Below are 25,790 nucleotides of genomic sequence, written 5' to 3' on the forward strand. Positions count from 1 at the left end.
GCAGTCTTGTCCCCGTGCCCGAACCCGAAACCAGTACCAACGAAGCCGCGGCGCGCCCCGCGCATCCGCACGCCGCGACGTTGAAGCGGCTGGAGAAGTCGTCCGGCAGTCTCGCCGCGCAGGCGATCGCGCGGATGGACGGCACGCTGTCCTGGTACCGGGCGATGCCCCCGGAGAACCGGTCGTGGATCGGGCTGGTCGCCCAGGCGGGCATCGCCGCCTTCACCGAGTGGTTCCGGCGCCCGGACGCCCCGCAGGCCATCTCCACCGATGTCTTCGGCACCGCGCCGCGCGAGCTGACCCGGGCCATCACGCTGCGGCAGACCGTGGAGATGGTGCGGACCACCATCGAGGTGATGGAGTCCGCCATCGACGAGGTGGCGGCTCCCGGCGACGAGAACGTACTGCGCGAGGCACTGCTGGTGTACGCGCGGGAGATCGCCTTCGCCACCGCCCAGGTGTACGCCCAGGCCGCCGAGGCACGGGGTGCCTGGGACGCGCGGCTGGAGTCACTGGTGGTGAACGCGGTGCTCAGCGGGGAGGCCGACGAGGGGGCCGTGTCGCGGGCCGCCGCGCTGGGCTGGAACTCGCCCGACCATGTGTGCGTGGTGCTGGGCACCGCGCCCGACGGGGACTCCGAACTGACCGTGGAGGCCATCCGGCGGGCCGCCCGGCACGCCAAACTGCAGGTGCTGACCGGGGTGCTCGGCGACCGGCTCGTGGTGATCGCGGGCGGCAACGACAACCCGCTGGGCGTGGCCAAGTCGCTGATCGGGCCGTATGCGGCGGGGCCGGTCGTGGCCGGTCCCGTGGTGCCCGACCTGCTGGCCGCGACCCGGTCCGCGCAGGCCGCCGCGGCGGGACTCAAGGCGTGTTCGGCCTGGCAGGACGCCCCGCGCCCGGTACTGGCGGACGATCTGCTGCCGGAGCGCGCGATGGCCGGAGACCCGGCCGCGCGGGAGCAGTTGGTGGAGGAGATCTACAGACCGCTGGAAGAGGCCGGGGCCGCGCTGCTCGAAACGCTCAGTGTGTATCTGGAACAGGCGAGCAGTCTCGAGGGCGCGGCGCGGATGCTGTTCGTTCACCCCAACACGGTTCGTTACCGGCTCCGACGTGTGACTGACGTCACCGGATGGTCACCCTCCGATGTACGCTCTGCGTTCACGCTGAGGATCGCGCTGATCCTGGGGCGTCTGGCCGACGGTGATCTTCAGCTCTAGCCTTTTGTCGGGGCTCTACAAAACCCCCTGCTGTTCTTCGTCCTTGTCCTCACGGGCGGCCGTGGCCGTCCCCAAGAGAGAGTGTGAGAGTGCTCGTACTCGTCGCTCCCGGCCAGGGCGCCCAGACGCCCGGCTTCCTGACTGAATGGCTCGACCTCCCCGGCGCCGCCGACCGCGTCGCCGCGTGGTCCGACGCCATCGGACTCGACCTCGCCCACTACGGCACCAAGGCCGACGCGGACGCGATCCGCGACACCGCCGTCGCCCAGCCGCTGCTGGTCGCGGCCGGGCTGCTGTCCGCCACGGCACTGGGTGACATCGTCCCCGGCGCGGTCGCGGGTCACAGCGTCGGTGAGATCACCGCCGCCGCCTTCGCGGGCGTACTGGACGACACCGCCGCGCTCTCGCTGGTCCGCAAGCGGGGTCTGGCCATGGCCGACGCCGCCGCGATCACGGAGACGGGCATGGCGGCGCTGCTCGGCGGCGACCCGGAGACGACCGTGGCGCACCTGGAGAAGCTGGGCCTGACGCCGGCGAACATCAACGGCGCGGGCCAGATCGTCGCGGCCGGCACCAAGGAGCAGATCGCCGCGCTGGAGGCGGACAAGCCCGAGGGTGTGCGCCGCGTGGTCGTGCTGCAGGTGGCCGGCGCCTTCCACACCCACCACATGGGTCCCGCCGTCGACACGCTGGCGAAGGCCGCCGAGGCGCTCACGCCCGGCGACCCGAAGGTCACGTACGTGTCCAACAAGGACGGCAGGGCCGTCGCGACCGGCGCCGAGGTGCTCGAGCGCCTGGTCGGCCAGGTCGCCAACCCGGTCCGCTGGGACCTGTGCATGGAGACCTTCAAGGAGCTCGGCGTCACCGCCCTCCTGGAGGTCTGCCCCGGCGGCACCCTGACCGGCCTCGCCAAGCGCGCCCTGCCGGGCGTGCGGACGCTGGCCCTGAAGACCCCCGCCGACCTCGACGCCGCCCGCGAGCTCATCGCCGAGCACGCCGCCTGATCGCCTCAAAGGAGCCCACCCGCATGGCGAAGATCAAGCCCAGCAAGGGCGCCCCGTACGCGCGCATCCTCGGCGTGGGCGGTTACCGTCCCACCCGGGTCGTGCCGAACGAGGTGATCCTCGAGACGATCGACTCGTCCGACGAGTGGATCCGCTCGCGCTCCGGCATCGAGACCCGGCACTGGGCGTCCCCCGAGGAGACCGTCGCCGCGATGTCGGTCGAGGCGTCCGGCAAGGCGATCGCGGACGCCGGGATCGACGCCGGGCAGATCGGCGCCGTGGTCGTGTCGACCGTCTCCCACTTCCAGCAGACCCCGGCCGTCGCCACCCTGATCGCCGACCAGCTGGGCACGGACAAGGCCGCCGCCTTCGACATCTCGGCCGGCTGTGCGGGCTTCGGGTACGGCCTGACGCTCGCCAAGGGCATGGTGGTGGAGGGTTCCGCCGAGTACGTGCTCGTCATCGGCGTGGAGCGGCTGAGCGACCTGACCGACCTGGAGGACCGGGCCACGGCCTTCCTGTTCGGTGACGGCGCGGGCGCGGTCGTCGTCGGCCCCTCCCAGGAGCCCGCGATCGGCCCGACCGTGTGGGGCTCGGAGGGCGACAAGTCCGAGACCATCAAGCAGACCGTGCCGTGGACGGACTACCGCGACGGGACCGTCGAGAAGTTCCCCGCGATCACGCAGGAGGGCCAGGCGGTGTTCCGCTGGGCCGTGTTCGAGATGGCGAAGATCGCCAAGGAGGCGCTGGACGCCGCCGGGCTGACGCCGGACGAACTGGACGTCTTCATCCCGCACCAGGCCAATGTGCGGATCATCGACTCGATGGTGAAGACCCTGAAACTGCCGGAGCACGTCACGGTCGCCCGTGACATCCGCACCACCGGCAACACCTCGGCCGCCTCGATCCCGCTCGCGATGGAGCGGCTCCTGGCGACCGGCGAGGCGAAGAGCGGCGACACCGCGCTCGTCATCGGCTTCGGGGCGGGTCTGGTCTACGCCGCTACGGTCGTTACCCTCCCCTAGGCACTCCGTGCCGGATCAAGCGGTCCGGTACGCGAGGAACCACCGTCACATCCTCAGGAATCACAACGAAGGAGCGCCATCATGGCCGCCACTCAGGAAGAGATCGTCGCCGGTCTCGCGGAGATCGTGAACGAGATCGCCGGCATCCCGGTTGAGGACGTCCAGCTGGACAAGTCCTTCACCGACGACCTGGACGTCGACTCGCTGTCCATGGTCGAGGTCGTCGTCGCCGCCGAAGAGCGCTTCGACGTCAAGATCCCGGACGACGACGTCAAGAACCTCAAGACCGTCGGCGACGCGACCGACTACATCCTCAAGCACCAGGCCTGAGCCCTGCCGGGCCTTCCGTCCGCTGCCCGTCGGTGACGGAAGGCCCGGGGGCCGGGGCAGCCGGCCCCGCCACCCGGCGGTGGCGCCGTACGAATCCTCGTAATCCGTTGGAGAAAGAATTCCGATGAGCCCGACCAATCGCACCGTGGTCGTCACCGGTATCGGCGCAACCACACCGCTGGGTGGCGACGCAGCCTCGACCTGGGAGGGACTGATCGCCGGCCGTTCCGGCGTCAGGCCCCTCACGGAGGACTGGGCCGCCGAGCAGGCGGTCCGCATCGCGGCCCGTGCGGCCGTGGAGCCCACCGAGGTCATCCCCAGGCCGCAGGCCCGCCGTCTGGACCGCTCGGCGCAGTTCGCGCTGATCGCGGCCAAGGAGGCGTGGGCCGACGCCGGTTTCGAAGCCAGGGCCGGCGAGGACCCGAAGGTCGACCCCGACCGGCTGGGCGCCGTCATCGCCTCCGGCATCGGCGGCGTGACGACCCTGCTGGACCAGCACGACGTGCTGAAGGAGAAGGGCGTACGCCGCGTCTCCCCGCACACCGTGCCCATGCTGATGCCGAACGGCCCCTCCGCGAACGTGGGACTCGCCGTGGGCGCCCGCGCGGGCGTGCACACGCCCGTGTCCGCGTGCGCGTCGGGTGCGGAGGCCATCGGCTACGCCATCGAGATGATCCGCACCGGGCGTGCGGACGTCGTCGTCGCGGGCGGTACGGAGGCGGCGATCCACCCGCTGCCGATCGCCGCGTTCGGCAACATGATGGCGATGTCGAAGAACAACGACGACCCCGAGGGCGCGTCGCGTCCCTACGACGTCGCCCGGGACGGCTTCGTCATGGGCGAGGGCGCGGGTGTCGTGGTCCTGGAGTCCGCCGAGCACGCGGCCGCGCGGGGTGCGCGGGTGTACGCGGAGGCGGTCGGTCAGGGCATCTCGGCCGATGCGCACGACATCGTGCAGCCGGAGCCGGAGGGGCGGGGGATCACGCACGCGCTGCAGAACCTGCTGGAGCGGACGGATCTCGACCCTGCGGAGATCGTGCACGTGAACGCGCATGCGACGTCTACGCCTGCGGGGGACATCGCGGAGCTGAAGGCTCTGCGGAAGGTGTTCGGGGACGAGGCGGATCACTTCGCGGTGTCCGCGACGAAGTCGATGACCGGGCATCTGCTGGGTGGGGCGGGGGGTGTCGAGTCCGTGGCCACCGTGCTGGCGCTGTATCACCGGATCGCTCCGCCCACGATCAATGTGGAGAATCTTGATCCCGAGGCCGAGGCCGCGGCGGATGTCGTCCGGGGGGAGGCGCGGAAGTTGCCCGTGGCCGGGCGGATCGCCGCGTTGAACGACTCGTTCGGGTTTGGTGGGCACAACGTGGTGCTGGCGTTCCGGTCTGTGTGACCGGGGCTCCACTGAAGGGTCTTCACCCCCTTGGCGGGGGTGGGGGCCCTTTTTTCTTCGCCCCCGCCGCCCCTTCCCGTCCCGTCCCTGGGGGCTGCGCCCCCAGACCCCCTTTGCGCCCGCGCGGCGGAGCCGCACATCGGCACAGCCCCGCGCCCCTCAGACCCGCGCCGCCTTGAGGCCTGCGCCGCCTTTGGGGCGGACGCTGGTCAGACCACCTGGTGGAGCCAGCGGACCGGGGCTCCTTCTCCTGCGTAGCGGAAGGGTTCCAGTTCGTCGTCCCAGGGTTTGCCCAGGAGTTTGGCGATCTCCGACTCCAGGTCGGTCTGGTGCGTCTGGGAGCGGGTCAGGGCCGCGCGCAGGCGGTCCTCGGGGATGAGGATGTCGCCGTGGATGCCGGTGACCGCGTGGAAGATGCCCAGGTCGGGGGTGCAGCTGTAGCGCTCGCCCTCGGCGGAGGGGCAGGGCTCCGAGGTGACCTCGAAGCGGAGCATCTGCCAGCCGCGCAGCGCGGAGGCGAGCTTGGAGGCGGTGCCCGCCTGGCCCTGCCAGGAGAACTCCGAGCGCCAGGTGCCGGGGGCGGCCGGCTGGCGGATCCAGTCCAGGCTGACGCGCGTGCCGAGCACCCCGGCGACGGCCCACTCGACGTGCGGGCACAGCGCGCGCGGCGCGGAGTGCACGTACAGAACTCCACGAGTCGTCACCGGAACCTCCGGACGGAACGGGCGCGGTCCGGGCGGACCGCGTTGATGGCGAGGCTACCGTGCGACGGTGCAAGGAGTGTGACGTACCGTCGGTCCCAGTGCCGGGAAACGCCCACCATTCACCCGGCAGGACGTGCGGGGAGGCGGCGGATGGAGCAGCGGACGGGACAGGTGACGCGCAGGCGCGGGCGGCGTTCGCGGGCTCTGCTCGCCGTCGTGGCGGCCGCGGTGCTGGGCATGGCCGGGTGCGACGCCGGCGGCGGGGACTCCCCGGCGGCGAAGAGGCCGCGGCCGTCGCCCACGCCCGTGTGGGACACCAGCCCCGAGTCGGTCGCGGCCGTGGGTGACTCCATCACCCGGGGGTTCGACGCGTGCGCGGTGCTGACGGACTGTCCCGAGGTGTCGTGGGCGACGGGGAGCAGTGCGGAGGTCGAGAGTCTCGCCGTACGGCTGCTGGGGCGGGCGCGGGCGGCCGAGCGGAGCTGGAACTACGCGGTGACCGGGGCCCGGATGGCGGATCTGCCGGGTCAGATGGAGCGGGCCGTGCGGCGCGGTCCGGAGCTGGTGGCGGTGATGGCGGGGGCGAACGACGCCTGCCGGGAGACCACGTCCGCGATGACCCCGGTGGCGGAGTTCCGTGCCGACTTCGAGGAGGCCATGCGCACCCTGCGTTCGGCACTGCCCAGGACTCAGGTGTATGTGGCGAGCGTGCCGGATCTGAAGCGGCTCTGGTCGCAGGGCCGGACCAGCGCGCTGGGCAAGCAGGTGTGGAAGCTGGGCATCTGCCCGTCGATGCTGGGCGACGCGGACGCCCTGGACGCGGCGGCGACGCTGCGGCGCGAGACGGTGCGCGGCCGGGTGGAGGACTACAACGAGGTGCTGGAGGAGGTCTGCGCGAAGGACCGCCGCTGCCGCTTCGACGGCGGGGCGGTGCACGCGTACCGGTTCGGGACCGATGAACTGAGCCACTGGGACTGGTTCCACCCCAGCGTCGACGGGCAGGCGGAGCTGGCCGAGATCGCGTACCGCACGGTCACGGCGAAGCGGCCGTGACTTATTGTTTCGCACATGAACGAACTCTTCGGCACACTTTCCGACGGCACGCCGGTGCACCGTTGGACCTTGGAGCGGGCGGGCGTACGGGTACGGATCCTGTCCTACGGCGGGATCGTGCAGGACGTCGAGGTGCCGGACCGGGACGGCAGGGCCGGGAACGTGGTGCTGGGGTTCTCCGACCTGGACGGCTATCTCCGGCATCCGGAGCCCTTCCTGGGCGCCCTGATCGGCCGTTACGCCAACCGGATCGCGGGCGCGCGCTTCTCCCTGGAGGGGCGCGAGCACACACTGGCCGCTAACAACGGGCCGAACTCGCTGCACGGCGGTGCGCGGGGCTTCGACAAGCGGGTGTGGGACGTGAGCCCGGTGGCGCACGGTCTGCGGCTGTCGCTGGTCGCCGAGGACGGTGAGGAGGGGTTCCCGGGCCGGCTCGAGGTCGCGGTGACGTACTCGCTGGACGAGCGGGGTGCGCTGGGGATCGCGTACGAGGCGGTGGCGGACGCGCCGACGCATGTGAACCTGACGAACCACTCGTACTGGAACCTGGCCGGTTCGGGCAGCGCGTCCGGGCACGAACTGCGGCTCGCGGCCTCCCGTTACACGCCGTCGGGCGCGGACCTGATCCCGAGCGGTGAGCTCGCCGACGTCACCGGCACCCGCTTCGACTTCCGCGAGGCGCGCAAGGCGGGCAGCGGGTACGACGACAACTACGCCCTCGACAAGGGGGTGACGGCGGCGCCCGAGGAGATCGGCGAGCTGTACGACCCGGCGTCGGGCCGGGTACTGACGGTCGCGACCACCGAGCCCGGGATCCAGCTCTACACCGCCGACCACATCGGGGAGCCGTTCACGCCCGGCGACGGCATCGCGCTGGAGACCCAGCACTTCCCGGACTCCCCGAACCGCCCGGAGTTCCCGAGCACGGTCCTGCGGCCGGGCGAGGTGTTCCGGTCCGAGACGGTGTACGGCTTCGGGGCCCGGTAGCCGCGCACATAAGCCCCGGTCCGGGGTCAGGGTCCCGGACCGGGGCTGCTCATGTGGATACTTCCCGGATCAGACGTTAATCGTCGCGGTGATCCTGCGGTCCTCGATCGAGCGCCCGACCCCGATCTCGTACGAACCCTTCACATATGACCACGATGCGGCGGCCTCGTCCCAGATCTCGAACGCGCGTCGCGGGAGTTCGACGGTGACCTCGGCCCGCTCCCCCGGTCCGGCCTCCACCGAGGCGAACCCGGCCAGCCACCGGGCCGGGCGGGCGGGGTCGGGCTCGCTCGGCGCGAGATAGACCTGGACGACCTCGCGGCCGGGCCGGTCGCCGGTGTTGCGGACGCGGACCGTCACGGTGACGCCGTCGGCGGTCGCCCCGGCTTCGGCGGACTCGTAGGTCCAGTCGGTGTAGCCGAGGCCGTGGCCGAAGGGGTACGACGGGGTGCGGCCGGCCCGCCGCCAGGCGCGGTGCCCGATGAAGACGTCCTCGTCGTAGGCGAGGGCGCCGTCGGTGGGGACGACCCGGGTGACCGGGGCGTCCGCCAGGGAGCCCCAGGTGGTGGGCAGCCGGCCGCCCGGCTCGTGGGCGCCGGTGAGGACGTCGGCGAGGGCCGCGCCGCCCTCCTGGCCGGGGAACCAGCTCAGCAGTACGGCGGCGACGTCCTCACGCCAGGGCAGTTCCACCGGGGAGCCGGAGTTGACGATCACGACCGTGTCGGGGTTGACCGCGGCGACGGCGCGCACCAGGTCGTCCTGACGTCCGGGCAGCCGCAGGTCCTCGCGGTCGAAGCCCTCGGACTCGACGCGTTCGGTGGTGGCGACCACGACCACCGCCGTGTCCGCGCCGCGTGCCGTCTCGACGGCTTCGGCGATCAGCTCGTCGGGGTCCCGCGGGGGCTCCTGGTGGACGAGGGTGAAGGTGATGACCGGCATGGGCCGGTCGGGGGTGCGGTGGACGATCCGGGTGAGGGACACCCCGACGGGGACACCGGCGGTGAGATCGGCCTCGGCGCGCGGGACCGGGCCGCCGAAGAAGGCTCCGAAGGGGTCGTTCTCGCGCGGGGGCTGGACGCCGTCGTAGTGGGTGGTGCCGTCGACGGTGAGGGTGAAGGCGCCGACGCCCCGGGTGCCGAAGGTGTGCCGGCCGGTCGCGCGCGGGGTGAAGGTGCCGGTGAGTTCGATGGTGTGGAGGGTGTCGTGGGTGACGCCCTCGGGGAGGTCGGCGCCCATCCACTGGATATGGCCGTCGGGGGCGTTACGGGTGCCGATGACGGTGCCGTCGGCGTCCCGGCAGACCGCGCGCAGGTCGAAGTCCCGCCCTGCGGTGGCGAGTTCGGTGTTGGGGTCGGCGCCGACGGCGTAGCTGAGGGTGCCGTCGGGGAGGGCGGCGGTGAGTCCGTCCAGCGGGGAGACGATCCGCTCGGGGAAGACAGTGGCGGCGCCGCCGCCGAGGACCCGGGCGTCGCGGGCGGCGGCTCCGATCAGCGCCACCGTGCCGGGTTTCAGCGGGAGCGCGCCGCCCTCGTTGCGGACCAGGACGAAGGAGCGGCGGGCGAGCTCACGGGCCAGTGCCTCGCCGTCCACGGCGGCGGGCGGTTCGGGTACGGCCGGTTCGGCGCCCTCCAGGAGGCCCACCCGGGCGGCGAGCAGCAGGACCCGGCGGACGGCCTCGTCGACCGCCGTCTCCTCGGCCTCGCCGTCCCGTACGGCCCGGGCGAGGGCGGGGCCGTAGACGGTGCGGGGGCCGGGCATGGCGATGTCCAGGCCGCCGAGGAGGGCGCCGGCGGTGGAGCGGGCGGCGTTCCAGTCGGAGACGTTGATCCCGTCGAACCCCCATTCACCACGCAGGACTTCCTGGACGAGCCGGCGGTGCTCGGTCATCGTCGTGCCGTTGACCGAGTTGTACGCCGTCATCACGCCCCAGGGGCGGGCGGTGGCGACGATCGCCTCGAAGGGGGCCAGATACAGCTCGCGCAGGGCGCGTTCGCCCACCCGGTTGTCCACGGTGAAGCGGTCGGTCTCGGCGTCGTTGGCGACGAAGTGCTTGACGGTGGTGCCGACGCCGCCGGACTGGACGCCGGTCACATAGCCCGCGCCGATGCGTCCGGTGAGGTACGGGTCCTCGCTGTAGGCCTCGAAGTGCCGTCCGCCGAGCGGGGAGCGGTGCAGGTTGACCGTGGGGGCGAGCAGCACGTGGACGCCCTTGCGGCGGGCCTCCTGGGCCAGCAGCACGCCCGCGCGGTGGGCGAGTCCGGGGTCCCAGGTGGCGGCGAGCGCGGTCGGCGAGGGCAGGGCGATGGACGGGTCGTCGGCGGTCCAGCGCACCCCGCGCACCCCGATCGGGCCGTCGGACATCACCAGGGAGGCGAGGCCGATCTCCGGGAGGGCGGGCAGGCTCCACATGTCCTGACCGGCCAGGAGCCGGGTCTTGGCGTCCAGTCCCAGCCGGCCGAGCGCCGCCTCCACGACCGCCGCCCGCCGTTCCTCCGCCGTCCGCACCACGCCGGTACCTCCGCCTCGAAGTCGGGGACGGTCCGGGCGGGCCGTCCGGCCTCCTTCACCCTGCCCAGCGAAGGTGACGGTTAGCCCACCCGTCCCCCGCGCCCCATGGCGGGGACCGCGTGGGTCACGCGATACTGCGGCCTCCGGCATCCCGTACCCCACGACGACGGAAGGCCCCACCCCCTTGAGATCCGTATACGCACGCATCGGCGTTCTCGGTCTGGCCCTGCTGACCGGGCTGACCGCCGCCCCCGTGACCGCGACCGCCGCCACCGGCGCGGCCCCCACCGTCGAGGAACGCCGCCTGGACGGGGCCGCCCCGCAGGAGATACTCCGCCGTTCCGGATTCGACGGCGTGGCACCGGAGTTCGCCCGCGCCCTCGACCACGCGCACTCCTACGCCCAGGCCCGCCGGGCCGTCGTACGGGAAGGGGGTGAGCTGTGGCGCAGGGCCGTCGACCGGGCACAGGGGCGTGGTCCGGCGGGCGGTGACCTCAGCCGGGACGACGACCGCCCGCTGTACTGGGCGCGGCTCGGGATGACCCGTGAACTGCGTTCCTGGGAACCCGGGTTCGGGATCGACGACGGGCAGCGGGCACGGCTGCTGGGCGAGTTGGAGCGGTCCTCGCGCGGACAGACCGCGATCCGGTATCCGCACGGCACGGGGGTGAAGCGGATCCTGGTGACGGGTTTCGATCCGTTCACCCTGGACCGGGACATCCGTATCTCCAACCCCTCGGGGGCCGTCGCGCTCGCCCTGGACGGCACGGTGATCGAGACGGCGGACGGTCCGGCGCGGATCGAGACGGCCATGTTCCCGGTGCGCTGGCGGGACTTCACGGAGGGGACCGTGGAGCGGGCGCTGCGGCCGCATCTGCCGAGGGTCGACCTGTTCACCACCGTGAGCCAGGGCCGGGTGGGCCGTTTCGACGTGGAGCGGACCAACGGGGCCTGGCGGGGCGGGTTCGGGGACAACGAGAACATCGGCCGCACGGAGACGGTCCCGGTGAGCGACCCGGCCTCGCAGCCGCAGTGGACGGCCACGACACTGCCGTACGCGGCGATCGTCGCCTCGGAGACGGGGCGCTTCCCGGTGTACGACAACACCAGCGTGACGGAGATCCCGGCGGGAGGTACCGAGGCCGTCGTGCGGCCGCAGGGTCCGACGCCCGGTTCGACGGCGCGGGCCGGGGGCGGCGGGGACTATCTGTCCAACGAGATCGCCTACCGGGCGACGCTGCTGCGGGACCGGCTCGGGCTGCGCGGCAGTCTGCCGGGCGGCCATGTGCACACGCCCGTGCTGCAGTTCGGCGCCGGGAACACCACCGAGGTGACCGACCCCGAGTTCGTACGGAACCGGCTGGACATCATCGCGCAGACGCGGGCGATCGTGACCGTGGCGGTCAGTGCGACGGAGCGAACGCGAGGCTGACGCCGAGGCCGGCCAGGACGGATCCGATCACCCTGTTGAGGACCTTCTGGCCGCGCAGCATCAGGGTGCGCATCCGGTCGTGGGAGAAGAACACGGCGACGACGCCGAACCACAGCAGGTGGGCCAGCGACATGAACAGGCCGTAGCCCACCTGCTGGAGGAGCGGGGTGCCGGGGCTGACGACCTGGGCGAAGGTCGAGACGACGAAGAGGGTCGTCTTCGGGTTGAGCACGTTGGTGAGGAAGCCGGTGCGCAGCGCGGCGGACGGGGTCAGGTCCGTCTTGTTCCCCAGGTCGACGGTGACCTCGCCACGCGTACGGAAGGTGCGGACGCCGATGTACACGAGGTAGGCGGCGCCGACGAGTTTGATGACGGTGAACAGGAAGGTGGAGGAGGCGATCAGCAGGCCGACGCCGAGCATGGTGTAGGTGACGTGCACCAGGACCCCGGCGGCGACACCGAGCGCGGCGAGTACGCCGGTGCGGCGGCCGTAGAGGTAGCTGTTGCGGACCACCATGGCGAAGTCGGCGCCCGGCGCGATCACCGCGAGGACGGTGATGACGGCGACGGCGAGGACCTCGGTCATGCGGGCGTGTCCTCGTCCTCCGCGTCCTCCGCGTCCCCGGAGTCCTCGGCGGTGTCCCCGGCGGTCTCCTCTCCGAGCAGGTCGCGTGCCATCAGCGTGGCTCCGGCGACCGCGCCCGGCATCAGGAACACGGCGACGAACGGGACCAGGAAGGCCACCGCCAGGGGTGTGCCGAAGCCCCATACGAGGGTCTTGCGGGAGCGCAACAGGCCCAGCCGCTCCCGTACTTCGACCCGGCGGCGCTGGAGCGCCACGGCGGTGAGCTCCTCGGTGAGGAAGAAGCCGGTGACAAAGAACCCGATCACCGGTACGACGGTCTGCCCGGCCACCGGGACGAATCCCAGAGCGAACAGCGACACACCCCACACCAGGGCCCGCAGGAGGATACGGAGGCTGTCGCGGGCCGAGATCCACAGCTCCCGCAGCAGGGGAAGGCCGGACTCGGGGGCGGTGCCGTCGGGCGAGACGTCCCGGTCGACCTTCTCGGAGAGGTTCTCGTAGAACGGCTGGCCGATGAGCAGGGTCACCGCGGTGAAGGTGAGGACGGACAGCAGCAGTCCGAGGGCGAACAGGACGGCGGTGAGGAAGCCGCGGAACAGCCCGGCCCAGGGGCTGGACCAGTCGTCGGCGAACGGCGTCGCCCAGGTGACGAAGTCCTCGCCCCACAGCGCCAGCGCGACGAGCGCCGCCGCGTACAGCACCAGGGTGATCAGGCCCGGGAGCAGCCCGAACCCGTACTGCTTGCCGTGCCGGGCCACCCACCGCTGGCCGGCGAGGAGATACCGGAAACCCGCCCCAAGATCGCGCATGGTAAAAAACCCTATCGGGGAGCCGCCGGGAAGCGTCACCCCGGCACCGGTCAAGGGCTGTCCGGCGGATCAGGCCGGACCCCGCGTCTCCGGCATGATCCGCCGGACAGGCTGTCAGGGGAGACGGGGCACATGGACACGATGAGGTTCGAACTCACGCGTGCGGAGTTCGAGCGCCGGCGGCTGCTGAGACGGGCCACGTACGTCTGGAGCGGGACACTGCCCGGTATCGGGGAGGTCCGGCTGACCTGCCCCAGGGAGTCCTGGCACTCCGGGGAGAAGCAGGCCGCCCGGGTGACGGGCGAAGGGGTTCCCACGCTGGCCTTCCGGGGCGTCCGGTTCCGCGGGCTGCCGCGCATGGCGCACATGCAGCTCAGCGCCGGCGTGGACAACTGCCGGCCGAGGCGCCGTCATCTGGCCGTCCGGCGGTCGGACCGGGCCCTGCGGATCGAGCTCAGGGGCCGCTCGTACCGGTACCGGGTGCTGGACGACAAGCGCCGGCACGAGCTGACGCGCAAGGGCGTCGTCGTCACCATGACCCGCTCCGAGTGGCGGCGGCCGCGGACGATCTCGGGTGTCGCGGAGGGTGACGCCGACGGTCTGGACGTCGGGCTCGCGATCCTGCTGGAGAGCGTCTACACCCGCAATCTCTCCTTCGGCGGTGCGGTGTACTCCTGGCCGGGGCGATTCCTGAGCCGGCTGGACCCGACGGATCTGGCGGACCTGCTGGACTTCTGACGGCATCCGCCCGCCGGGCGTCGAACAGGGGCCGCACCCCACGTCCAGGGGTGCGGCCCCGTCGTACGCAACGACCGAGGGCGCGGTCGTGTCACGGGCGGGTCAGAGCTTGACGATCATCTTCCCGGTGTTGTCGCCGCGCAGGACGCCGAGGAACGCCTCGAGGTTGTTCCCGATGCCCTCGACGACCGTCTCGCGGTACTTCAGCTCGCCCGAGCGGACCCACGGGCCGACCTCCTGGACGAACTGCGGCTGCAGGTCGTAGTGGTCGCCGACGAGGAAGCCCTCGATCCGGCCGCGGGTCTGGATCAGCCGGGCGAGGTTGCGGGGGCCGGGGGCGGGCTCGGTGTTGTTGTAGACCGAGATCATGCCGCAGACGGCGATACGGCCGTCCCGGTTGAGCCGGCCGATGGCCGCCTCCAGGTGGTCGCCGCCGACGTTGTCGAAGTACACGTCGATCCCGTCGGGGGCGGCGGCGCGCAGCTGCTCGTTCACGGGAGCCGTCTTGTAGTTGAACGCGGCGTCGAAGCCGTACTCCTCGACGAGCAGCTTCACCTTCTCGTCGGAACCGGCGGAGCCGATCACCCGGGAAGCGCCCTTGAGCTTGGCGATCTGGCCGACCTGGCTGCCGACCGCGCCCGCCGCGCCGGACACGAAGACGGAGTCGCCCTCCTTGAAGGAGGCGGTGCGCAGCAGTCCGGCGTAGGCGGTGAGGCCGGTCATGCCGAGCACGCCCAGGTACGCGGAGAGGGGGGCCGCGTCCGGGTCCACCTTGACGGCGTTCTTCGCGTCCATGACGGCGTACTCGCGCCAGCCGAAGAAGTGCAGGACGTGGTCGCCGGGGGTGATCCCGTCGGCGTTCGAGGCGACGACCTCGCCGACGGCTCCGCCCTGCATGGCCTTGCCCAGCTCGTACGGGGCGGCGTACGACTTCGCGGCACTCATACGGCCGCGCATGTACGGGTCCACGGAGAGGTACAGGTTCCGTACGAGTACCTGGCCCTCGGCCGGGGCGCGGACATCGGTCTCGACGAGGGCGAAGTCCTCGGGCTTCGGCCAGCCGACGGGGCGGGTGAGCAGGTGCCACTCGCGGGCGGTGGCGGGGGGTGTGGGGGCGGTCATGGCGGGGCACCCTTCCGAAATAGTTCATTACCTGAAACAACCATGCGACTGAATATTTCAGGATGTCAAGCAACCGGGTACCCTTGAGGGCATGGCCACACCCGAAACCGCCACGCGCCGACCGGACGCCCTCACGCTGGAGGTCGTCGAGCTGATCGGCTCGGTGGTGGCCCGCTATCACGAGGAGTACGAGGAGGCGGCCGCCGGTCATGCCCTGACGGGTGCCCAGGCGAAGCTGCTCAGTCTGCTGTCCCTGGAACCGCTGCCGATGCGGAAGCTGGCGCAGCGGCTGAAGTGCGAGCCGTCGAATGTCACGGGGATCGTGGACCGGCTGGAGTCGCGGGGGCTGGTGGAACGGCGGCCGGACCCCGGGGACCGCCGCGTGAAGCTGGCGGCGGCGACGCCGGAGGGGCGGCGGGTGGCGCGGAGCCTGCGCGAGTCCTTGAGCTTCGCCCGGGAGCCCCTGGCGGGGCTGTCCGTACCGGAACGGGTGGCGCTGCGCGACGCACTACGAACAATGCTGACGTAACCCACTCCGCGACCCCCACCCTCCTGGGCACGGGCACGGGGATCATCCCCCGCCCCCGCAGGGCGCGGGCACAGGGCCCCATCCGCCGCTCCCGCAGGGCACGGGCACAGGGCCCTATCCCCCGCTCCCGCAGGGCGCGGGCACGGGCGCCATCCCCCGCCCCCGCAGGCCACGGGCACGGGCGCCATCCCCCGCCCCCGCGGGCAGTCGTGCCGCTGGGGCGGCACGGGTGGGCGCGACGGCACCCCGCAAACGCCGGGCTGCGTGACCCACCCCCGGCGGACACCTCCGACCTCCGCGCCGGCGCTGGTGTGGTCCGGGGGGATGGCGCTGCTCGGCGCCGACGAGGTGCCGTCGCGCCCACCCGTGCCGCCCTGCGGCACGATTGCCCGCGGCTGGCGGAGGTGACTCACACGCTGACGCGCTCGCGCGTGAACGCGGAGGGCGGAGGTGACCCACACGCTTACGCGTGAGCGCGGCCGGCCGGGGGCCTCACACGCTGGCGCGTGAGCGCGGCCGGTCGGGGGCCTCAGACGCTGGCGCGTGAGCGCGGCCGGTCGGGGGCCTCAGACGCTGGCGCGTGAGCGCGGCCGGTCGGGGGCCTCAGACGCTCGCGCGTGAGCGCGGCCGGTGGGGGTGACCTACGCGCTCGCGCGTGAGCGCGGGGGTCTGGGGTGTCAGGTGCACCACCAGAGGAAGCGGTCGCAGGTTTCTGTGGGGTCCGGTTCCGGTTCCGGTTCCGGGCTCTTGGTTGTCGGGTCCGGGTCCGGTGACGGGTCCGAGGGCGGGTCCTCCGCCGGCGCCGGCGCCGCTGTCGGCGGGGGCGCCGGGGCGGAGGACGCGTCCGTGTCCGCCGACTCCGACGCCGACTCCGATGCCCCCTCCGACGGAGACCCCGAAGCCGACGGCGAGCCGGAAGGGCTCGCCCCGGGCGACTTGCCCGGCGCCACCGCCCCCTTCACCCCACCGCTCGGTGACGCCGACGGCTTCACCTCCGTCGCTCCGCCGTCCGCGGTCTCCTCCCCCGCCGCCGCCGGCTTCGGCGGCGCCCCGGACACGTCCATCCCGAGTTCCGTGAGACTCAGCCCACCCGCCGCGAGGACGAACCCCGCCGCGATCAGCAACGTACGGTTGCGCCGCCGCCGGTGCGCCGCCGCCTTGCGGTCACGACGGCTCTGCCCCGCGGAAGGGTCGTCCTCGTCCGCATCGGGCTCGGGCTCCGCCTCCGCCCCCCGGCGCCTGTCGGCCCGACGTCCGCGCGGCTCGTCCTCCCGGGGCTCGTCCCGCGACTCCTCGGCGTACTCCCCGGAGGTCTCCTGGACCGCACGCGGGTCACCCTCGCCCCCCGCGGGCGCGGCAGCGCGGAGTGTCTCTACGGGCGTGCCACAGCCGGGGCAGGCAAGGGCGCCATTGAGGTGCCGTCGGCACGGCTGGCAAAAGTCCATGACGCGGGAAGGTTAGGTTCCGTTCGGGTCCGCTTCATAGCCCTTGTTGTGAAAGTTTGGTGCGGACCAATGCTCAATGGTTTCGAAACTGTCGAAACCGTTATGCGCGAGACCCATTGACACCCCCACCGCCCCGTCCTTACTGTCACGCCAGCATTTCGAACGTGTGACGAAATATCGAACGTGTCGAACTGCGGAGACCGAGGACAGGGTCCACCACCACAGCGAGGGGCGAACTGCCGTGCGCATCACCGGAATCAGCACACACGTGGTCGGGACGCCGTGGCGCAACCTGACGTACGTCCAGGTGCACACCGACGAGGGGATCACCGGAGTCGGCGAGACCCGGATGCTGGGCCACACCGACGCCCTCCTGGGATACCTGAAGGAGGCCGAGGTCAACCACATTCTCGGCGCCGACCCGTTCGCCGTCGAGGACCTGGTCCGCCGGATGAAGTACGGCGACTACGGCCGCGCCGGCGAGATCGTGATGTCCGGTATCGCCGTCGTGGAGATGGCGTGCTGGGACATCAAGGGCAAGGCCCTCGGCGTCCCCGTCTGGCAGTTGCTGGGCGGCAAGGTCACCGACAAGGTGAAGGCGTACGCCAACGGCTGGTACACCACCGAGCGCACCCCCGAGGCCTACCACAAGGCCGCACAGGCGGTGATGGAGCGCGGCTACCGGGCCCTGAAGATCGACCCGTTCGGGACCGGGCACTTCGAACTCGACCACCGGCAGAGCCTGTACGCCGTCTCCCTGATCGAGGCCGTACGGGACGCCATCGGCCCCGACGCGGAGCTGATGCTGGAGATGCACGGCCGCTTCTCCCCCGCCACCGCCATCCGTATGGCGAGGGAACTCGCGCCGTTCAACCCGGCCTGGCTGGAGGAGCCGGTGCCGCCGGAGAACCTCAAGGCGCTGGAGAAGGTGGCCGCGAAGGTCGACATGCCGGTCGCCACCGGTGAACGCATCCACGACCGGATCGAGTTCCGCGAGCTGTTCGAGAGCCAGGCCGTGGACATCCTGCAGCCGGACGTCGGCCACATCGGCGGCATCTGGGAGACCCGCAAGCTCGCCGCGACCGCCGAGACGCACTACATGCTCGTCGCCCCGCACAACGTCGGCGGCCCGGTGCTCACCGCCGCGTCCCTCCAAGTCGGTTTCACCTCGCCGAACTTCAAGATCCTGGAACACTTCAACGACTTCGCGGACGCGGACATCAAGAAGGTCGTCAAGGGCGCCCCGCAGGTGAACCCCGAGGACGGCTGCTTCCACCTCTCCGACGCCCCCGGCCTCGGCGTGGAGCTGGACGTCGACGCGGCGGCCGAGTTCCCGCAGCAACAGGCCCGGTTCGACCTGTGGGCCGAGGGCTGGGAGCAGCGCAAGCCCAAGGGCACGCAGTGACCGCCGGCCGCCGGGGAGGGGCGCGATGAGCACCCAGGTCGTCATCCAGGCTCCGGGCGAGCACCGTCTGGAGCCGCACGAGCCGCGTGAGCCCGGTCCCGGCGAGGCCCTGGTCCGGGTGCACGCCGCCGGGATCTGCGGCAGTGACCGCGAGGTGTACCAGGGCAACCGGCCGGAGGGGTACGTGCGTTACCCGCTCGTCCCGGGCCACGAGTGGTCCGGGACCGTGGAGCGGGTGGGCGCGGGCGTGCCCCAGGCGCTGGCCGGCCGCAAGGTCGTCGGCGAGGGCTTCCGCAACTGCCAGGTCTGCGACCGCTGTCACGCCGGTGAGACGACGCTGTGCTCGGCGGGGTACGAGGAGACCGGCTTCACCCGGCCGGGCGCCATGGCCGCCACGCTGACGCTCCCGGCCCGGCTGCTGCACGTCCTGCCGGACGACGCCGATCTGGGCGCGGCGGCGCTGCTGGAGCCGGCCGCCTGTATCGCCGCCGCCGCGCTGAAGGCGAACGCGGTGCCCGGTGAACGGGTCGCGGTGGTCGGCACCGGCACGCTGGGGATGTTCGCCGTGCAGTTCCTGCGCGCGGGCTCCCCGGCCGAGCTGCTGGTGGTGGGCACCCGGGGCGACCGGGAGGCACTGTCCCGGCGGTACGGGGCCACCGATTTCCGTACCAGGGACCAGCCGCTCCCGGACGACTTCGACGTGGTGATCGAGACCGCCGGGTCCGCGGACGCGGCCCGTACGGCGGCCGCGCTGCTGCGGCGCGGCGGACGGCTGGTTCTCACCGGTATCCCCGCGCCGGGTGCCGAGGGACTCGACCCGACGGATCTGGTCGTACGGCAGCTGGAGGTGCACACCGTCTTCGGTGCGCCGCCGGACGCCTGGGCGCACACCGTGCGGGTGTTCGCCGCCGGGCTGCTCGATCCGCTGCCGCTGGTGAGCCATGAACTGCCGCTCGCCGAGTTCCCTCAGGCCATCGAGTTGGTGGGGTCCGGCGATCCGAAGGTGGGCAAGGTTCTGCTGCGTCCCTAGTTCGTACGCCGGCACGGGGGCGACCCGACGGCCCCCGTACCGGCGTACACCCCCCGCCTTCCCCGCCCGGCTCGTACCCCGAGCCGCGAACTTCGCCCGGCTCGTACCCCGAGTGGCGAACTTCGTCCGATATATCGAACCAAAGGACACCCTGTGACCGACGCTTCCGCCACGGCTCCCCGCAGGCCCGGTGAACCCGCCCTCACCGCGCTCGGCTTGAGCGCACCCGCCCTCGACCCCGCCGACGCCTCGCCGCACACCTTCCCCGGCGGCGGCCGCTGGCGCACCGAGGTCCCCTCGTGCGAGGGCCCCGAGGCACTGGCCGTGGTCCTCAAGGAGGCCTCGCGCCTCGATGTGCCGATCCACCGGATCAGCCAGGGCAGCGGCGTCTGGATGCTGACCGACGCCGAGATCACCGAGATGGTGGACGCCACCGCCGAACGGGACATCGAGCTCTGCCTGTTCACCGGCCCGCGCGGTACCTGGGACATCGGCGGCTCCACCCGCACCGACTCGGGCGGCGCGGGACTGCGCGCCCGGGGCCACGACGCGGTGGCCGGCTGTGTCGAAGACGCCGTCCGGGCCACGGAGCTGGGCGTCACGTGCCTGCTCGTCGCCGACGAGGGCGTGCTGTGGACGCTGCACCGGGCGCGTGCGGCCGGGCTGCTGCCCGCCGACACCACACTGAAGCTGTCGGCGCTCGTCGGCCCGGTGAACCCGGCCTCGTTCGCCGTCTACGAGCGGCTCGGCGCCGACTCCATCAACGTGCCCAGTGATCTGACGCTCGATCACCTCAGCGAGATACGGCGGGTTTCGGCCACCCCGATGGACATGTACATCGAGGCGCCGGACGACCTCGGCGGCTATGTCCGGATGTACGAGGTCGCCGAGCTCATCCGGCGCGGCGCCCCGCTGTATCTGAAGTTCGGCCTGGCCAAGGCGCCCGGCATCTACCCGTACGGCCACCACATGCGGGAGCTGACCCTGGCGACCGCCAAGGAGCGGGTGCGGCGCGGCCGGCTGGCGCTGGACCTGCTGGCCCGGCACGGCGCGGACGGCGACATGGCGCCGATCGGGTCCCGACTCCCGGGCGCCCAGAGCCGGTTCGAGATTTCGTCATAACGTTCCGGAAAACCGGCTTCACAGAAGTAGACACAGCCGCGCACAATCGCACACACCCTGTTCTCGGTCACCCGTTCCACCCCCGGAAGCGCCTCGCCCGTCCGGACCGACCCCGCACCCACATCAAGGATGATGATCATGCGTAATCGCAGAGCCGCACTCACCGCCGTGGCCACCGCCGCCTCCCTCGCCCTGACCCTGTCCGCCTGCGGCCAGAGCGGCGAGGGCGGCAGCGAGGAGGACAAGGGCGGCAGCGACGGCGCCACCATCGGCATCGCGATGCCGACCAAGTCCTCCGAGCGCTGGATCGCCGACGGCGCCAACGTCGAGAAGGAGCTGAAGGCCAAGGGCTTCAAGACCAAGCTGGTCTTCGGCGAGGACGACCCGGACCAGCAGGTCTCGCAGATCGAGAACATGATCACGCAGGGTGTGGACGCCCTGATCGTGGCGGCGATCGACAACAAGTCGCTGGGCAACGTCCTGCAGCAGGCCAAGGACGCCGACATCCCGGTCGTCTCCTACGACCGGCTGATCCTCGGTACCGAGAACGTCGACTACTACGCCTCGTTCGACAACGAGAAGGTCGGCGAGCTGCAGGGCGGCTACATCGCCGAGAAGCTGGGGCTGAAGGCCGGCAAGAAGGGCCCCTTCAACATCGAGCTGTTCGCCGGCTCCAACGACGACAACAACACCCGGTACTTCTTCCAGGGCGCGATGAACGTCCTGAAGCCGTACATGGACAAGGGTCAGCTGGTCGTCCGCTCCAAGCAGACCGACCTCAACCAGGTCACCACGCTGCGCTGGGACGGCGGCACCGCGCAGAAGCGCATGGACGACCTGCTCACCTCCAGCTACCGCAGCGCCCGGGTCGACGCGGTGCTCTCGCCCTACGACGGCATCTCCATCGGCATCCTGTCCGCCCTGAAGTCGGACGGCTACGGCTCCGGCAGCAAGGCGATGCCCGTCGTCACCGGCCAGGACGCCGAGGTCGCCTCGCTGAAGTCCATCATCTCGGACCAGCAGACCCAGACCGTCTTCAAGGACCTGCGCGAGCTCGCCAAGGTCGCCGCGAACATGGTCGACGCGGTCCTGAACGACAAGAAGCCCGAGCTCAACGACACCAAGTCGTACGACAACGGCTCCAAGGTCGTCCCCGCCTACCTGCTGCAGCCGGTCAGCGTCGACAAGTCCAACTACAAGCAGGTCCTGGTCGACGGCGGCTACTACACCGAGGACCAGCTCAAGTAACCGGGCCCCTTCAAGGATTGGAAGGCACGACCATGGCGGGACCCGTCCTGGAAATGCGCTCGATCGTCAAGACCTTTCCCGGCGTCAAGGCGCTGTCGGACGTCACCCTGACCGTCCGGGAGGGCGAGGTCCACGCCATCTGCGGTGAGAACGGCGCCGGCAAGTCGACCCTCATGAAGGTCCTCTCCGGCGTCCACCCGCACGGCAGCTACGAGGGGGACATCCTCTTCGAGGGAGAGCCCTGCGAGTTCAAGGACATCCGGGCCAGCGAGCAGCGCGGCATCGTCATCATCCACCAGGAGCTGGCGCTGTCGCCGTTCCTCTCCCTCGCGGAGAACATCTTCCTCGGCAATGAGCACGCCACGCGCGGGTTCATCAACTGGAACGTCACCCTCAAGCACGCCACCGAGCTGCTGCGCCGGGTCGGGCTCTCCGACCACCCGGACACCCGCGTCGCCGACATCGGCGTGGGCAAGCAGCAGCTGGTGGAGATCGCCAAGGCGCTCTCGAAGAAGGTGAAGCTGCTCATCCTGGATGAGCCGACCGCGGCCCTGAACGACGAGGACAGCGACAAACTCCTCGATCTCATCCTGGAGTTGAAGGAACAGGGCATCACCTCGATCATCATCTCCCACAAGCTGAACGAGATCCGCAAGGTCGCCGACTCGGTGACGATCCTGCGGGACGGGCGGACCATCGAGACCCTCGACGTGAAGGCCGAGGAGACCAGCGAGGACCGGATCATCTCCGGCATGGTCGGCCGCGACCTGGAGCACCGCTTCCCGGAGCGCACCCCGCACCAGCCGGAGGAGGGCGCCTCCCCGGCCCTGGAGGTCCGCAACTGGACCGTGCACCACCCGATCGACCAGCAGCGCAAGGTCGTCGACGACGTGTCCCTCGAGGTGCGGCGCGGGGAGATCGTCGGCATCGCCGGCCTGATGGGCGCGGGCCGTACCGAACTCGCGATGAGCGTCTTCGGCCGCACCTACGGCCGGCACGCCGCCGGCACCGTCCTCAAGGACGGCACGGAGATCCGTACGAGGACCGTCCCCGAGGCGGTCGGACACGGCATCGCGTACGTCACCGAGGACCGCAAGCACTTCGGGCTGAACCTCATCGACACCATCAACCGCAACATCTCGCTCAGCGCCCTCAACAAGGTCGCCAGGCACGGTGTGGTGGACGAGCACGAGGAGCGGCAGGTCTCCGAGCGCTTCCGGAAGTCGATGAACATCAAGGCCCCGACGGTGTTCGAGCCGGTGGGCAAGCTGTCCGGCGGCAACCAGCAGAAGGTCGTCCTCAGCAAGTGGATCTTCGCGGGTCCGGATGTGCTGATCCTCGACGAGCCGACGCGCGGCATCGACGTCGGCGCCAAGTACGAGATCTACACGGTCATCGACAAGCTGGCCGCCGAGGGCAAGGCGGTCGTCTTCATCTCCTCCGAGCTGCCCGAACTGCTCGGCATGTGCGACCGCATCTACACGATGGCCGCGGGGCGGCTGACCGGTGAGTTCTCGCGGGCCGAGGCCTCCCAGGAATCGCTGATGCGTCAGATGACGAAGGACAAAGAGGTATCCCGATGAGCAGCACCGAAGTCACCGACAAGACGCCGGCGGCCGCGCCGCCGGGCAGGAACGGGGCGGGCAGCGGTGACGGCCTGCTCCAGCTGATGCTGGACGGTCTGCGCCGCAACATGCGCCAGTACGGCATGCTGATCGCCCTGGGTCTCATCGTGGCGCTCTTCGCGGTGTGGACCGACGGCGACCTGCTGCTGCCGCGCAACGTGTCCAACCTGGTGCTGCAGAACAGCTACATCCTGATCCTCGCGATCGGCATGATGCTGGTCATCATCGCGGGCCACATCGACCTGTCGGTCGGGTCACTGACGGCGTTCGTCGGCTCGATGGCCGCCGTCTTCATGGTCAGGAACGATCTGCCCTGGCCGGTCGCGGTGATCCTCTGTCTGGCCGTGGGCGCCCTGGCCGGCGCGATACAGGGCTGGTTCATCGCCTACGGCGGCATACCGTCGTTCATCGTGACCCTCGCGGGCATGCTGACCTTCCGCGGTCTCACCGAGATCTTCCTGGAGGGCCAGACCCTCGGCCCGTTCCCCAAGGGCCTGCAGACGGTCGCCAACGGCTTCATGCCCGAGGTGGGCCCGGAGACCAACTACCACAACCTCACCCTGCTCCTCGGCATCGGACTGATCGCGCTCGTGGTCCTCCAGGAGGTCCGCGACCGCCGCCGCCAGAAGGAGTTCGACCTCGAGGTCCTCCCCGCCAAGCTGTTCCTGCTGAAGCTCGTCGCGCTGGGTGCCGCCATCCTCGTCGTGACGATGCTGCTGGCCAGCTACAAGGGTGCCCCGATCGTGCTGCTGATCCTCGGCGCGCTGCTCGTCGGCTTCGGCTATGTGATGCGCAACGCCGTCATCGGCCGCCACATCTACGCCATCGGCGGCAACCTGCCCGCGGCCAAGCTGTCGGGTGTGCGGGACAAGAAGGTCACCTTCCTGGTCTTCCTGAACATGGGCATGCTCGCGGCCCTGGCGGGTCTGGTGTTCGCCGCCCGCTTCAACGCGGCCTCTCCCAAGGCCGGCCTCAACTTCGAGCTGGAGGCCATCGCCGCCTCGTTCATCGGCGGCGCGTCGATGAGCGGCGGCGTCGGCACGGTCCTCGGCGCGATCATCGGCGGTCTGGTCCTGGGCGTGCTGAACAACGGTATGAACCTCGTCGGCATCGGCACCGACTGGCAGCAGGTCATCAAGGGCCTGGTCCTGCTGGCCGCGGTCGGCTTCGACGTGTGGAACAAGCGCAAGTCCGGTTCGTAAGTCAGCTCGGGCCCCGCCGGAAGGCGGGGCCCTTTCCTTTTCGGGAGCCGTACATGGAACTGAACAGACGCACGGTCATCGCGGGAGCCGCCGCGGCCGGGGTCGCCGCCACCGCCCTCGGCGGAACGGCGCACGCCGCGCCGGGCCGGGGCAGGCCGGCCCGGACGCTCTTCGGCAGGCTCGCGGACGGCACCAAGGTGCACAGCTGGGCGCTGGAGAACGGCGGCACCCGGATGGAGGTCCTCTCCTACGGCGGCATCGTCCGGTCGCTGGAGATCCCCGACCGCCGCGGCCGGTACACCAACGTCTCCCTCGGCTTCGGCACCCTCGAGGAGTACGTCGCCTCCAGCCCGTACTTCGGCGCGCTCATCGGCCGTTACGGCAACCGCGTCGACAAGGGCCGCTTCACCCTCGACGGCACCGCGTACCAGCTCTCCGTCAACGACGGCGAGAACTCCCTGCACGGCGGCGCCCAGGGCTTCGACAAGCGGGTCTGGGACGTCGAGCCGTTCACCCGGGGCTCCGACGTCGGCCTCCACCTGTACTACACGAGCGCCGACGGCGAGATGGGCTACCCGGGAACCCTTCGTACGAAGGTCACGTACACGCTCACCCGCGACGGCGACTGGCGCGTCGACTACGAGGCCACCACCGACAGGGCCACCGTCGTCAACCTCACCAGCCACGTCTACTGGAACCTCGCGGGCGAGGGCAGCGGCTCCGTCTACGACCACGAGCTGACCGTCGGCGCCTCCCGCTACACCCCGGTCGACGCGGGGCTGATCCCCACGGGCGAACTGGCGCGGGTCGCCGCCACCCCCTTCGACTTCCGCCGCGCCAAGCCGGTCGGCCGGGACATCCGCACCGCCCACCAGCAGGTGCTGTACGGGCAGGGCTTCGACCACAACTGGGTGCTCGACAAGGGCATCACCGCCCGCCCGGAGCACGTCGCCACGCTGCGCGACCCGTCCTCCGGCCGCACCCTGCGGATCGCGACGAACGAGCCGGGACTGCAGTTCTACTCCGGCAACTTCCTCGACGGCACCCTCGTCGGCACGAGCGGCCGGGTCTACCGGCAGGGTGACGGACTGTGCCTGGAGACCCAGCACTTCCCGGACTCCCCGAACCAGCCGGCGTTCCCCTCGACGGTGCTGCGGCCGGGACGGACGTACCGGACGACGACGGTGCACTCGTTCGGCGCCTGAGGCGTCTCAGGCGCCCCAGTTCCCGTGAACCGCCTCCGTCACATTTTCCTCACATGCGCTGAACG

Annotated in this window: 22 protein-coding genes; 17 read left to right on the forward strand and 5 right to left on the reverse strand. The window is 71.2% G+C overall.

The window, feature by feature from the left end:
- Positions 1 to 14 precede the first annotated feature (14 nt).
- The 5 genes from fasR (at position 15) to fabF (ending at position 4,975) form a co-directional block, all read left to right on the forward strand.
- Positions 15 to 1,220 carry a fatty acid biosynthesis transcriptional regulator FasR gene (gene fasR / locus ACGFR9_RS11445; RefSeq protein WP_393205765.1) on the forward strand — a complete coding sequence of 402 codons (1,206 nt, stop codon included), beginning with the start codon at positions 15 to 17 and terminating at the stop codon, positions 1,218 to 1,220.
- An 89-nt stretch (positions 1,221 to 1,309) separates the two neighbouring features.
- Positions 1,310 to 2,224: an ACP S-malonyltransferase gene (locus ACGFR9_RS11450; RefSeq protein WP_393205768.1), complete on the forward strand. Its 915-nt coding sequence runs from the start codon at positions 1,310 to 1,312 to the stop codon at positions 2,222 to 2,224.
- A 23-nt stretch (positions 2,225 to 2,247) separates the two neighbouring features.
- Positions 2,248 to 3,249, forward strand: coding sequence for a ketoacyl-ACP synthase III (locus ACGFR9_RS11455; protein ID WP_393205771.1), 1,002 nt, complete (start codon positions 2,248 to 2,250; stop codon positions 3,247 to 3,249).
- A gap of 81 nt (positions 3,250 to 3,330) precedes the next feature.
- Positions 3,331 to 3,579, forward strand: a complete 249-nt coding sequence (locus ACGFR9_RS11460) for an acyl carrier protein (protein WP_004931691.1) — start codon at positions 3,331 to 3,333, stop codon at positions 3,577 to 3,579.
- 124 nt (positions 3,580 to 3,703) lie between these two features.
- Positions 3,704 to 4,975 (forward strand): beta-ketoacyl-ACP synthase II, encoded by a 1,272-nt coding sequence (gene fabF, locus ACGFR9_RS11465; RefSeq protein WP_393205774.1) that lies wholly within the window; start codon positions 3,704 to 3,706, stop codon positions 4,973 to 4,975.
- Positions 4,976 to 5,184: 209 nt separating this feature from the next.
- Here the strand turns inward: fabF and ACGFR9_RS11470 are convergent, their stop codons facing one another.
- On the reverse strand, positions 5,185 to 5,679 hold the full coding sequence (locus ACGFR9_RS11470; RefSeq protein WP_030218302.1) for a DUF3145 domain-containing protein: 495 nt from the start codon (positions 5,677 to 5,679) through the stop codon (positions 5,185 to 5,187).
- Positions 5,680 to 5,829: 150 nt separating this feature from the next.
- On the opposite strand from ACGFR9_RS11470, the gene ACGFR9_RS11475 reads away from it, so the two are divergent.
- Positions 5,830 to 6,732: an SGNH/GDSL hydrolase family protein gene (locus ACGFR9_RS11475; protein WP_393205778.1), complete on the forward strand. Its 903-nt coding sequence runs from the start codon at positions 5,830 to 5,832 to the stop codon at positions 6,730 to 6,732.
- Between the two features lie 15 nt (positions 6,733 to 6,747).
- Positions 6,748 to 7,719 carry an aldose epimerase family protein gene (locus ACGFR9_RS11480; protein ID WP_393205781.1) on the forward strand — a complete coding sequence of 324 codons (972 nt, stop codon included), beginning with the start codon at positions 6,748 to 6,750 and terminating at the stop codon, positions 7,717 to 7,719.
- A gap of 69 nt (positions 7,720 to 7,788) precedes the next feature.
- Here the strand turns inward: ACGFR9_RS11480 and ACGFR9_RS11485 are convergent, their stop codons facing one another.
- On the reverse strand, positions 7,789 to 10,227 hold the full coding sequence (locus ACGFR9_RS11485) for a beta-glucosidase (protein WP_393205784.1): 2,439 nt from the start codon (positions 10,225 to 10,227) through the stop codon (positions 7,789 to 7,791).
- Between the two features lie 184 nt (positions 10,228 to 10,411).
- Between ACGFR9_RS11485 and ACGFR9_RS11490 the strand changes: the two genes are divergently transcribed.
- The gene (locus ACGFR9_RS11490; RefSeq protein ID WP_393205787.1) at positions 10,412 to 11,659 is read left to right on the forward strand and encodes a pyroglutamyl peptidase; all 1,248 of its coding nucleotides are present in this window, start codon (positions 10,412 to 10,414) and stop codon (positions 11,657 to 11,659) included.
- On the opposite strand, the gene ACGFR9_RS11495 is transcribed toward ACGFR9_RS11490, so the two are convergent.
- Together ACGFR9_RS11495 and ACGFR9_RS11500 are read right to left on the reverse strand one after the other, a co-directional pair.
- The gene (locus ACGFR9_RS11495; protein WP_393205790.1) at positions 11,631 to 12,245 is read right to left on the reverse strand and encodes a LysE family translocator; all 615 of its coding nucleotides are present in this window, start codon (positions 12,243 to 12,245) and stop codon (positions 11,631 to 11,633) included. The two genes, ACGFR9_RS11490 and ACGFR9_RS11495, sit on opposite strands and share 29 nt — an antisense overlap.
- Positions 12,242 to 13,054 (reverse strand): EI24 domain-containing protein, encoded by an 813-nt coding sequence (locus ACGFR9_RS11500; RefSeq protein WP_393205793.1) that lies wholly within the window; start codon positions 13,052 to 13,054, stop codon positions 12,242 to 12,244. The genes ACGFR9_RS11495 and ACGFR9_RS11500 overlap by 4 nt, the downstream gene beginning before the upstream one ends.
- A gap of 132 nt (positions 13,055 to 13,186) precedes the next feature.
- Between ACGFR9_RS11500 and ACGFR9_RS11505 the strand changes: the two genes are divergently transcribed.
- Positions 13,187 to 13,792, forward strand: a complete 606-nt coding sequence (locus tag ACGFR9_RS11505; RefSeq protein WP_393205796.1) for a hypothetical protein — start codon at positions 13,187 to 13,189, stop codon at positions 13,790 to 13,792.
- A 102-nt stretch (positions 13,793 to 13,894) separates the two neighbouring features.
- On the opposite strand, the gene ACGFR9_RS11510 is transcribed toward ACGFR9_RS11505, so the two are convergent.
- A complete protein-coding gene (locus ACGFR9_RS11510) occupies positions 13,895 to 14,914 on the reverse strand; it encodes an NADP-dependent oxidoreductase (protein ID WP_393205799.1) in 1,020 nt (339 codons plus the stop codon).
- 91 nt (positions 14,915 to 15,005) lie between these two features.
- Between ACGFR9_RS11510 and ACGFR9_RS11515 the strand changes: the two genes are divergently transcribed.
- The 8 genes from ACGFR9_RS11515 to ACGFR9_RS11550 all read left to right on the forward strand — a co-directional run bounded on the left by ACGFR9_RS11515 (position 15,006) and on the right by ACGFR9_RS11550 (position 25,725).
- Entirely contained in the window at positions 15,006 to 15,443 is a 438-nt protein-coding gene (locus ACGFR9_RS11515) for a MarR family winged helix-turn-helix transcriptional regulator (RefSeq protein WP_393205802.1), read from the forward strand.
- Positions 15,444 to 17,129: 1,686 nt separating this feature from the next.
- Positions 17,130 to 18,293 carry a mandelate racemase/muconate lactonizing enzyme family protein gene (locus ACGFR9_RS11520; RefSeq protein WP_311641396.1) on the forward strand — a complete coding sequence of 388 codons (1,164 nt, stop codon included), beginning with the start codon at positions 17,130 to 17,132 and terminating at the stop codon, positions 18,291 to 18,293.
- A gap of 25 nt (positions 18,294 to 18,318) precedes the next feature.
- The gene (locus ACGFR9_RS11525; RefSeq protein WP_393205805.1) at positions 18,319 to 19,323 is read left to right on the forward strand and encodes a zinc-binding dehydrogenase; all 1,005 of its coding nucleotides are present in this window, start codon (positions 18,319 to 18,321) and stop codon (positions 19,321 to 19,323) included.
- A gap of 153 nt (positions 19,324 to 19,476) precedes the next feature.
- Positions 19,477 to 20,445, forward strand: coding sequence for a hypothetical protein (locus ACGFR9_RS11530; RefSeq protein ID WP_393205808.1), 969 nt, complete (start codon positions 19,477 to 19,479; stop codon positions 20,443 to 20,445).
- Positions 20,446 to 20,583: 138 nt separating this feature from the next.
- The gene (chvE, locus tag ACGFR9_RS11535; RefSeq protein ID WP_393205811.1) at positions 20,584 to 21,693 is read left to right on the forward strand and encodes a multiple monosaccharide ABC transporter substrate-binding protein; all 1,110 of its coding nucleotides are present in this window, start codon (positions 20,584 to 20,586) and stop codon (positions 21,691 to 21,693) included.
- A 32-nt stretch (positions 21,694 to 21,725) separates the two neighbouring features.
- Positions 21,726 to 23,276 carry a multiple monosaccharide ABC transporter ATP-binding protein gene (gene mmsA / locus ACGFR9_RS11540; RefSeq protein WP_393205814.1) on the forward strand — a complete coding sequence of 517 codons (1,551 nt, stop codon included), beginning with the start codon at positions 21,726 to 21,728 and terminating at the stop codon, positions 23,274 to 23,276.
- Complete coding sequence (gene mmsB, locus ACGFR9_RS11545; protein ID WP_393205817.1) at positions 23,273 to 24,520, forward strand: multiple monosaccharide ABC transporter permease; 1,248 nt, start codon at positions 23,273 to 23,275, stop codon at positions 24,518 to 24,520. The genes mmsA and mmsB overlap by 4 nt, the downstream gene beginning before the upstream one ends.
- Positions 24,521 to 24,573: 53 nt before the next feature.
- On the forward strand, positions 24,574 to 25,725 hold the full coding sequence (locus ACGFR9_RS11550) for an aldose epimerase family protein (RefSeq protein WP_393205820.1): 1,152 nt from the start codon (positions 24,574 to 24,576) through the stop codon (positions 25,723 to 25,725).
- Positions 25,726 to 25,790: the final 65 nt, after the last annotated feature.

Origin of the sequence: Streptomyces sp. NPDC048584, assembly GCF_043199595.1 — a bacterium.
Lineage (GTDB): Bacteria > Actinomycetota > Actinomycetes > Streptomycetales > Streptomycetaceae > Streptomyces > Streptomyces edwardsiae.